This window comes from Nitrososphaera sp. (assembly GCF_013388945.1).
Lineage (GTDB): Archaea > Thermoproteota > Nitrososphaeria > Nitrososphaerales > Nitrososphaeraceae > Nitrososphaera.
Genome location: NZ_JACAEH010000016.1, coordinates 50,785 through 56,967, shown reverse-complemented (window position 1 = coordinate 56,967; position 6,183 = coordinate 50,785). Strand labels below are relative to the sequence as shown.

General features: G+C 56.8%; 9 protein-coding genes. 8 read left to right on the top strand and 1 reads right to left on the bottom strand.

Annotated elements, in window-relative coordinates:
• The 8 genes from HXY31_RS08710 to HXY31_RS08675 form a co-directional block, all read left to right on the top strand.
• A partial coding sequence (locus HXY31_RS08710; protein WP_292642053.1) for a DHHA1 domain-containing protein occupies positions 1-795 on the top strand: 795 nt, incomplete at its 5' end.
• Positions 770-1,036: a KEOPS complex subunit Pcc1 gene (locus HXY31_RS08705; RefSeq protein ID WP_292642049.1), complete on the top strand. Its 267-nt coding sequence runs from the start codon at positions 770-772 to the stop codon at positions 1,034-1,036. The genes HXY31_RS08710 and HXY31_RS08705, both read left to right, overlap by 26 nt.
• A 10-nt stretch (positions 1,037-1,046) precedes the next feature.
• Entirely contained in the window at positions 1,047-2,321 is a 1,275-nt protein-coding gene (gene serS, locus HXY31_RS08700; protein WP_292642046.1) for a serine--tRNA ligase, read from the top strand.
• A gap of 38 nt (positions 2,322-2,359) precedes the next feature.
• Positions 2,360-3,064, top strand: a complete 705-nt coding sequence (locus HXY31_RS08695; RefSeq protein WP_292642044.1) for a 30S ribosomal protein S3ae — start codon at positions 2,360-2,362, stop codon at positions 3,062-3,064.
• A gap of 31 nt (positions 3,065-3,095) precedes the next feature.
• Positions 3,096-3,536, top strand: a complete 441-nt coding sequence (locus HXY31_RS08690; protein WP_292642041.1) for an RNA-binding domain-containing protein — start codon at positions 3,096-3,098, stop codon at positions 3,534-3,536.
• 125 nt (positions 3,537-3,661) lie between these two features.
• A complete protein-coding gene (locus HXY31_RS08685) occupies positions 3,662-4,054 on the top strand; it encodes a hypothetical protein (RefSeq protein WP_292642038.1) in 393 nt (130 codons plus the stop codon).
• Positions 4,048-4,371: a hypothetical protein gene (locus HXY31_RS08680; RefSeq protein WP_292642036.1), complete on the top strand. Its 324-nt coding sequence runs from the start codon at positions 4,048-4,050 to the stop codon at positions 4,369-4,371. Before HXY31_RS08685 ends, HXY31_RS08680 begins: the two co-directional genes overlap by 7 nt.
• Before the next feature lie 95 nt (positions 4,372-4,466).
• On the top strand, positions 4,467-5,348 hold the full coding sequence (locus tag HXY31_RS08675) for a radical SAM protein (protein ID WP_292642033.1): 882 nt from the start codon (positions 4,467-4,469) through the stop codon (positions 5,346-5,348).
• Here the strand turns inward: HXY31_RS08675 and HXY31_RS08670 are convergent.
• Positions 5,345-6,169 (bottom strand): polysaccharide deacetylase family protein, encoded by an 825-nt coding sequence (locus HXY31_RS08670; protein WP_292642031.1) that lies wholly within the window; start codon positions 6,167-6,169, stop codon positions 5,345-5,347. The genes HXY31_RS08675 and HXY31_RS08670 overlap by 4 nt on opposite strands.
• Positions 6,170-6,183 lie beyond the last annotated feature (14 nt).

Genomic DNA, 6,183 nt, shown 5'->3' with positions numbered 1-6,183 from the left:
GCGTTCACGTCGTTCCCTTTCATAGACGGCCTGACCTGGAACCGGGACAACTGCTACTCCATCTTCAAGAATGCAGGTATAAAGCTCAAGGAAAACGGCCGGTGGCGCGTGCCTGCCGAATTTTCGCAGGAAGAAAAAAGCGCCATCCTGGACGCGATTGCAAAGTTTGTCGCCACTTCGAACAAGACCTCCCCAGGCGTAATTGACGACCTTATCGGCTATGTCTATACGCTTGCCGGCGAGGACAAGCGCAGCCAGCTGCGCGACGCCCGCGAGTTTGCGACGCTTCTCAACGCGTGCGGCAGGATAGGCAAGCCCGGTGTCGGGGTCGCGATTTGCATGGGCGACAGGAACGCCATGCTGACAGCAGGCGAGGAGATAAACGCCCAGTACCGGACGACTCTTCGCAACTACATATCAGCGATATTTTCTGAAAAGTGGCGTGTTACAGACGACGGCGCAAACGCCTTTGTAAATGGCGACGGGCTGGTCGTGCAGGACATGCTGGGCGCCGTATCGTCGCTTCTGAGCGGCTCGCCCACGCTTGCCGGCAGGCTGGTGTTTGTAAGGACACTTGCGCCGGACGGGACCTACAAGTTCTCCTCGAGAAAGAGCCTCGGCTGCGCGTCGAGGGCCAACCTCGGGCTTGTCATGCGCCACTGCGCCGAGTCGGTCAAGGGGACCGGGGGCGGCCACGCGGCTGCCGCCGGCTGCAGGATACCATCTTCTTCGCTTGACTCCTTCCTGTCGTGCCTGAAGGCTGCTGTAAATGACGAAAAATTCGCGACGTCCTGAAGTGGAAATAGCAGTGGAGGTGACATTTCCCTCTGCGTCGCAGGCAAGGGCGGCTGTTAAGGCATTAATACCAGACAATGTTAACCTGCCGGAAGGCTTGACGCTTTCAATGTTCTTCCGGGGAAAGACCGTCCACGTCGCAATCGGGAGCAGGCTGTCGATGATGGCAACGGCTGCTAGCACGCTTGACGAGATACTTGAGCACATCTCTGTTTCGCGGCAAGTGATGGCGCAGGGTTAGCTGATGTACGATGCTTGACCCAAAACTTTTCAAGGAAAACCCGGACGCCGTGCGCAAGATGCTGAAAAAGCGCAACGTGGACTTTCCGCTTGACGAACTTGTAGGTTTTGACAGGCGCAGGCGCGAGCTCATTGCAGAAACGCAGGAACTGCGGCAAAAGAAAAACAGGCTGTCAGAGGCGATAGCGGCAAAGAAAAAGTCGGGCAAGGACGCCGGCGCCGAGCTTGCAGAGATGAAGCAGGTGAGCGCCGGCATGGAAAAAGCCGAGCAGGATAGGCTTGCGGCAGAGGAAAACTTCAAGCGGCTTGCGATGCTTGTCCCAAACCTTTTACACGAGTCGGTGCCGGAGGGCAAGGACGAGAAGGACAATGTCGTGGTCAGGACCGCCGGCAACATCCGCAAGATGCCAAGCCCGAAGGACCACGTCGACATCGCCATTTCTCTTGACCTGCTTGACCTTGAAAGGGCCGCCAAGATTTCAGGCGCGCGCTTTTTCTTTCTCAAAAACGAGCTTGTCAGGATGAACACCGCGCTCATCTCGTTTGCGCTTGATTTCCTTGCGCAGAAGGGCTACACGCCGGTCCAGCCGCCTTTCATGATGCACCGCCAGCCGATGGAAGGCGCAGTGATACTTGGCGACTTTGAGGACGTCATCTACAAGATAGAAGGCGAGGACCTGTACATGATAGGGACGTCCGAGCACGCCATCGCAGGGATGCACATGGACGAGATACTGGAAGGCAAGAAACTGCCGCTGCGCTACGCCGGCGTCAGCCCGTGCTTCCGCAAAGAAGCCGGCGCGCACGGAAAGGACATGAAAGGCATTTTCCGGGTCCACCAGTTTGACAAGGTCGAGCAGTTTGTCTACTGCCGGCCCGAAGACTCGGAAAAGGAGCACGAAAGGATGCTTGCTATATCGCAGGAGTTTTTGGACATGCTTGGCATACCGTACCGCGTCATGCTCCTGTGCTCCGGCGACACGGGCAAGATTTCTGCCAAGACCTACGACATAGAGGCCTGGATGCCCGGCCAGAACGCCTACCGTGAGCTTGTCTCGTGCTCAAACTGCCTCGACTACCAGGCCCGGCGACTTGGCATACGTTACAGGGACAGGACAAACGAGGACACCGAGCTTGTACACACACTCAACAGCACGCTAGTAGCTGTCCAGCGCACGCTTGTGGCAATACTGGAGAACTACCAGACGCCTTCGGGGGCCGTGGAAGTGCCGGGCGTGCTCCAGCCCTACATGGGCGGCATGAAGGAAATAGCGCCGAGAAGCTGACGCACAATATATATTCTGGATGACAACCGTGAAAAATAATGGCCAAAGGAGCAAAGAAGGGAGGCCGCGTCCGCGACAAGTGGCGAGACAAGCAATGGGTCATCGTCAACAAGCCGGCCGGATTTGAGCCACCCGGATCCGTTAACTACGTTCCCGTAACCGAGGCCGAGCAGGCAAAGGGGAGGGTCATTGAAAATACTCTGCATGACATGATGAAGGGAAACCCGGACCAGACGATGGACCAGCACCAGATAAAGGTCTTCATACAGATAGAAAACATAGCCGACGGCAGCGCAAACACCCGGTTCAAGGGCCACGAGTACGCCAAGGAGTTCCTCAGAAGCCTCGTCAGGCGCGGAAGCTCTATGGTCAGCTTCGTGCACGACTATACCACACAGGACGGCTACAAGTTCCGCGTCGCGTTTGTGGCGTTCACACAGAGGCGCGTCAATTCTTCAAAGAAGCACGAGATACGCATGATTGCGCACAGGATGCTCTCTGAAAAGATACCGCAGATGACAGTCGAGCAGTTCGTGCAGAACGTGACTGGCAGCAAGTCTGGCAGCATCCCTAGGGAGACAAACAGCCTGCTTGGAGCAGCCATATACGAAGAGGCGCGCAAGATTGCCACGATAAGACACATCGGCATCAAAAAGACAAAGCTGATATCGACGCCAGAGTCAAGGGCGCTGACTGAAGCCAAGCCGGTGGAAGTGGCGGCGGCCGAGCCGGCCCCGCAATAACTTTTTAGGCCCTCTTTCTTTCTTCTTTTCCATGTCCGACGAGCCCAGATTCTCTGCTGCAGAAGTAGACGTCGTGCTGCACGCGACCGAGGACCGCGAAAAAGTGCTTGCCGCGGTGGAAAAGGCGCTTGGCGTGCCTGCCGCAAGTTTTACAGGCGAGCCGTCGGAGGGGCATTTTGGCAACAAGATTGTGCTCGTAAAGGCTACTGTCGCAAGCAGGGAGGCAGGCGCGCTTGCGGCAAAGATAATGTCGTCGCTCAACAGCCCTGACAGGCAAGAGCTTGCCGACCACGTCGGGGAATACTCTGACGAAAAGGGCAACCTCTACCTCCGGCTTGACAAGCAGAGGATATGCCAGGGCAAGGTCTCGCTTGCAGAGTCTGACGCCGTAAGGGTCAGGTTCAAGCCCGTGAGGCGCTACCGGCCCTCTGGCAACGTCGAGGCTTACAGGGGGCTTCTCTCTTCAGGCTAGACCTGTGTGTCGGAGGCGGTTTTGACGCGCCGGCGCTTGCAAATGAGCTCGGCATAGACAGGATAGCGACGACCGGGGAATTTGCCGGCGCGATAAGGCGGGTCGCAGTCGAGCCTCCTGCGCCGGTGAAATACCAGTACCTTGTGGTGTCTGACAGGATAGAGGATGTGCAGCGCGCAGACCTGGTACTTGTCCAGAACTTTGAAAAGGCAAAGGAAAAGCTAAAGAAAAAGGTCCGGGCCGGCGCGGGATTGGAAGTGCAGGTTTTGCAGGCAAGGGCGATGGACGCAAAAAATGCGGCGAAATGGCTTGGGCAGGTCGGAGACCTTTACCGCTTTTGCAAACTAGCGCGCTGCCAGCTTGTCTTGACAAGCGGCGCCACCTCTCAATGGGGCATGGTGTCCGGCCGGAGCTTTGACGCCCTGCTGCAGGAATGCGGGATAGAGCCTCTGCGGTACTGGCAGGAGCTTGAACGCTGGCTTGAATCGAGGCTTGCGCGGAGGGTCACGGCTTGCTGAAGAGGCGCGAAAAGAGGCGCTACATTTCGGTGATGCACGGCTGCTCTGCATCAGAAGCGTCGGCTGCAATAGAAAAGCGCCTGCAAGAATTGTATGGCGCAATCGCAGCCGAGCGCGCGTCGCTCAAGGTTGTCCGGCCCGGAGAGGGCGTTTCGGTGCTTCGCTGCAGCCTGGGCTCTGAAGAAAAGGTGCTCGTCGCAATCGCGCTTGCCAGTCCGCCTGTAACTACGCTTGACATGTCGTCAAGCGCAAAGCGCCTGAAAAGGAGGCTGACAAAGGTTAATACCGCTCTACTGGCCGAAAAGAGCCGGGGATGAGGTGAGTTTCGCTGCTCCAGACTGAGTCAAAAGCGATGAAGATCTCGCGACGAACTGACCCAAGATATAATTATTAGAAATGGCTATTCGCACGCATGGAGCTGGCCTACGACTACCCTCTGTACAGGCCGCCGTCAGAGGCAAACTCGCTGATATTCCAGGTGACTCTGGGCTGCTCCTTCAACAAGTGCTCGTTCTGCGACATGTACAGGACAAAAGAGTACGCGGAAAGGCCGTGGGAAGAGATCAAGTCAGAGATAGACCTGATGGCCCGGCTCTACCCTGACTCGGCAAGGATATTCCTTGCAGACGGCGACGCGCTCAACATGTCAAAGGACAGGCTTGTGCAGATACTGCAATACTTGTACCATAAATTCCCCAAGATAGAGCGCGTGTCGTGCTATGCCATGCCAAAGAACCTGCTGCAAAAGACAGATGCTGAACTTGCGGAACTCCGCAAAGCCGGCCTGCACATGTTCTACGTTGGCATAGAAAGCGGCAATGATGTGGTCCTGAAAAAGGTCACAAAGGGGGCCACGGGAAAGTCCATAGTCCAGGCCTGCAACAAGGCCAAAAAACACGGCTATGTCCTGTCTTGCATGATAATCCTGGGGCTTGGCGGCAAAAAGTACAGCCAAGAGCACATCGCCGACACCGCCAGGGTACTGAGCGAGGTGGCACCGGATTACGTTGGCGCGCTGACTTTGCACCTTGACCCGAGCCTGCACGACGAGTTCATGAGCAAGTACGCCGAGCCGTTTGAGTTCATCGACGACATGGAAGTGTTAGACGAGCTTGAAAGACTCATCCATGATTTCAACCCCGCAGCGCCGGTAGTATTCCGTGCAAACCACGCGTCAAACGTGTATTCGGTAAAGGGCACGATGCCTGCCGACCGGGAAAAGATGCTAGAGCTGGTAAAGAAGCTGAAGTCGCACCCGGAGATGCTAAAACCAAAGTTTATGCGCGGCTTTTAGTTCAACCCTGCCTGGAGCGCCCTCCTGGAAAGCTCGCCCACCGTAACTACCTCGTATCCTTCTGCGTCGATTGCATTGAGCAAGAGCTCCAGCTCTGCCATCTGCTGCCTGTCGACGCGGTCCTCAAAATTCAGGCCCGACCTGACAGAGAACTCCATCGGGTGCATAGTGACTACCGCAAACCCGTGCCTGTCGACGCTCTTTCTTATGGCATCCATGGTCTTTGTGTGCGGGTATCCCGGCCAGCTCGTGCCCCCTGCGCTCAGGTCGCCTGTGAGCGCCGTCTCGTGGTACCGGAAGAGGTCCGGCCCGCTGTAAGGCGGCGGGTCAACAGTCATGTTGGCGCTGACATAGAGGATGCTGTTTTGCCTGGCCGCCCAGAACGTGTTGTTGTTGATGGCGTTGTAGGGCGCAATGAACACAAGCGGCTTGAAGCCAAAGATCTGGCTCAGCTTGTCGTTTGTCATCCCCATGAGGCGGGACTGCCCGTAACTGTCGAGCAGCACAAACCTCTCGTGGTTCCAGCCGTGGTTTGCTATCTCTAGCCTTGGCTCGCCCTTGAGCCTCTCCTTGATGTAGGACACCATCACCTGGTCTTGTCCAAAGTAATTGCCAATGACGCCGACAGTCAGGTCCAGGTCGCGCCGCTCAAAAGTGTCCATCATCTCTATCTGCACGTCGCGCAGGTAATAGTCCTGTATGTCGTCGAGCCTGAACGCTACACACCTGCACTTTTCGCCTGCAGGCTGCGCGTTGAAGCTTGGCGCGGCGCCCATCGTGAGCAACAGCAGCACCGCGCAGCCGGCAGCGGCACGTTTCAACCCGCCGCTGCTCT